This window comes from Staphylococcus sp. CoH_129_LAB_1 (assembly GCF_058191515.1).
This window is the reverse complement of sequence record NZ_JBXWKZ010000057.1, coordinates 1-2,702: the sequence shown is the minus strand read 5'-3', so window position 1 is coordinate 2,702 and position 2,702 is coordinate 1. Positions and strand designations below refer to the sequence as shown.

The 2,702-nt window shown below is 31.5% G+C and carries 3 protein-coding genes; 1 reads left to right on the top strand and 2 read right to left on the bottom strand.

Features of this window, described 5'->3' with window-relative positions:
- Nucleotides 1-120: 120 nt before the first annotated feature.
- Nucleotides 121-807 carry an NDxxF motif lipoprotein gene (locus tag AC2FB1_RS11000; protein ID WP_490675268.1) on the bottom strand — a complete coding sequence of 229 codons (687 nt, stop codon included), beginning with the start codon at nt 805-807 and terminating at the stop codon, nt 121-123.
- Between the two features lie 72 nt (nt 808-879).
- The gene (locus AC2FB1_RS10995; RefSeq protein WP_490675267.1) at nt 880-1,707 is read right to left on the bottom strand and encodes a CPBP family intramembrane glutamic endopeptidase; all 828 of its coding nucleotides are present in this window, start codon (nt 1,705-1,707) and stop codon (nt 880-882) included.
- A gap of 144 nt (nt 1,708-1,851) precedes the next feature.
- Here AC2FB1_RS10995 and nagB point away from each other — a divergent pair, with 144 nt between their 5' ends.
- Nucleotides 1,852-2,583 carry a glucosamine-6-phosphate deaminase gene (gene nagB, locus AC2FB1_RS10990; protein ID WP_490675269.1) on the top strand — a complete coding sequence of 244 codons (732 nt, stop codon included), beginning with the start codon at nt 1,852-1,854 and terminating at the stop codon, nt 2,581-2,583.
- Nucleotides 2,584-2,702: the final 119 nt, after the last annotated feature.

Genomic DNA, 2,702 nt, shown 5'->3' with positions numbered 1-2,702 from the left:
ATTGAACGGTTTAGTTAAGTAATGCTTATTTTATTTGTAAATGCTTGACTAATCGTAGGAAAAGAGTGGGACAGAATTCACTTTGAATTCTTCGTCCCACTCATTTTTCAATTAATTCGATTAATCTATATCAGTATGATTTGAATCCTCATTAAATGTTTCAGTTTTAATATTTTTATCATCCAAGAAATTTGCAATATCTTGTTTTTCTTGATCATTTACAATATCTTGATCTTTATTCACTTGTTCAATATCATTAAAAATAGATGTATCATCATCCGATTTTAACGAGATTTCTAAACTTTTTTGCTCTATACGATTCGATGTTGAAATATAACGACTAATTTTATCCGTATAAACGACATAATCATTACTTGGCAATTGATTATTTTGAATGTATTGCGCAAAATTCGTATCATTTTCATTTTCCAAACGAACAAGTCGTTTTAATTTGTTTGCTTCTGTATCCGACAACTTTTGATTGGAATATAATTTCATTTTATATGTATTCATTGTATCATTGATTTTTTTATCGATATTAATATACGTTTTAATATCTTTTTTCATTGTCTTTTCAGAAATTTGTGTATGACGTACAGATGTTTTTTCAAAAACATGATCCGGTATCTTTGTATCAGGTTCCAGACTGATATCTTGATCATCAGAACTCTTATTTTCTTCTGTTGAATGTTCTTCTTGTGTATCCGCTTTATCCGAACGGTCACTATCCTCTTTAGACAATCGATTACATCCCACTAAGCCAATAGATAATATGAGAATAAGCGTTACTATCACTATCTTTTTCATAACTTTTCTCCTTAACTGCGTTTATTTATCTTTACTTTAAGTATAGAACAATTACGATTACTTTTGAATGCGTTATAAGTTGCTACCTTTATATGGCGTACGGCACATTAATAGAACAATAATCACAACGATATAGCCTATCATAGAGACGATAGATGTTTCAAAACCAAACCGTCCTCCCGTAAATACCATATTTTTAAAACGTAGAACATATTGAAAGACATTATAGTCAGTTTCTTTTGAAGTGATATAAACGACTTGAAAGACATTCCAAAAGAAATGTAAGGTGATACTCGCCCAAATGGTGTTAAATCGATACGTTGCTATACCAAACATCATACCAACTAAAGTGCCACTAACTAATAATAAAAAGAAACTTGTAACATTTAGAGCACCATTCAATAAATGAATCACGCCAAAGAACAGTGAAGTAACGACGATTGCTATTCGAATGTTCGTTTTCTTTTCAATATAGCCCATCAAAAGACCTCGACACACCATTTCCTCGACAATAGCTCCAGCTATCGCTTGCATAAAAATAATGTAACTCAATTCGTGTATCACCTTACTAATTGAGTTGAAATGGTACACCTTAAAATCACCTGGTATAAAAATAAAGTAAATCGCATATACTAATAACGGTAATGCAATCCCTAAAATAAGATATAGAGGATGAAGTATAGGCTTTGTAATTCGATATGAGGATAAAGTATTCTTAAATACTTTAACAATCATCCATCGTACAATGAAAAATGTAAGCAAAATGTAAGTAATACTCGATAAAATAGTCCCAATTCCATAAAATGGTATAAATGCATCAAATACTAGTGCAATCGTTTGCGATACACCCATAATGATGATTGCTAAAATAAACATGCTAATTATTTTGATAATATTCATAATTTCTCTCCGTTAAGTTATACATAAGATTATGTTAGCATAATTGATTGATTAACAGTGTATTGGGTATAGTTTTTATGTAGAGAATTTGTAACTTTTGTTTCTTCATCTTAGAAGTCATAAACCTATGGAGGCGTTGAGATGATGGAATTAATCAATTTAAAAAACAAATCTATCGCAAGCGATTATGTAGCAGTTGAATTACTAAAGTTAATACAAACACAAAAAGAAGCAACGCTAGGGTTAGCAACAGGCAATACAATGACAGAGATATATCCACGATTGTCTGAATTATTAACATCTAATCAAACAGATTTAAGTCATGTTAAGACGTTCAATCTAGATGAATATGTAGGATTAGAAAAATCACATCCACAAAGTTATCACACATACATGCATCGGCTTCTTTTTGATCATAATTCCTGGGATGAAGATAATATTTACATTCCTAATGGAGATGCGTCCGATTTAGCGGAAGAAGCTAATTCTTATGAACAACGCCTAAAAGCAATCGGACAGCCAGACATTCAATTGTTAGGCATTGGAGAAAATGGACATATTGGCTTTAATGAACCAGGCACCTCATTTGAAAGCGAAACACGTATTGTCGATTTAACAGCGTCTACTATAAAAGCAAACAGTATCCATTTTGATACAATGGATGATGTTCCAAAGCAAGCTATCTCTATGGGATTACAATCTATTATGCGTGCAAAACGTATTATCTTATTAGCATTTGGAGAACGAAAACAAGAGGCTATCTATCAGCTCATTAATGGATCAATTACTGAAACATTACCTGCTTCAATTTTACAACACCATACTAACGTTGAAGTCATTGTAGATGATGTGATATTCAAATATTTAAATCCATAAAAAAGGACAAGATTCGAGGGCACTGAACCCTTAAAATGGGAGCTTAATAAAAACACTATGTTCTAGGCTGCTAATTCTCTGTATTTTACAGGGGATAAGTAGCCTAGTTTTTGTTGAAT

Coding starts and splice junctions, on each gene's coding strand:
- AC2FB1_RS11000 (WP_490675268.1), bottom strand. CDS start 807: ATGAAAAAGATAGTGATAGTAACGCTTATTCTCATATTATCTATTGGC.
- nagB (WP_490675269.1), top strand. CDS start 1,852: ATGGAATTAATCAATTTAAAAAACAAATCTATCGCAAGCGATTATGTA.
- AC2FB1_RS10995 (WP_490675267.1), bottom strand. CDS start 1,707: ATGAATATTATCAAAATAATTAGCATGTTTATTTTAGCAATCATCATT.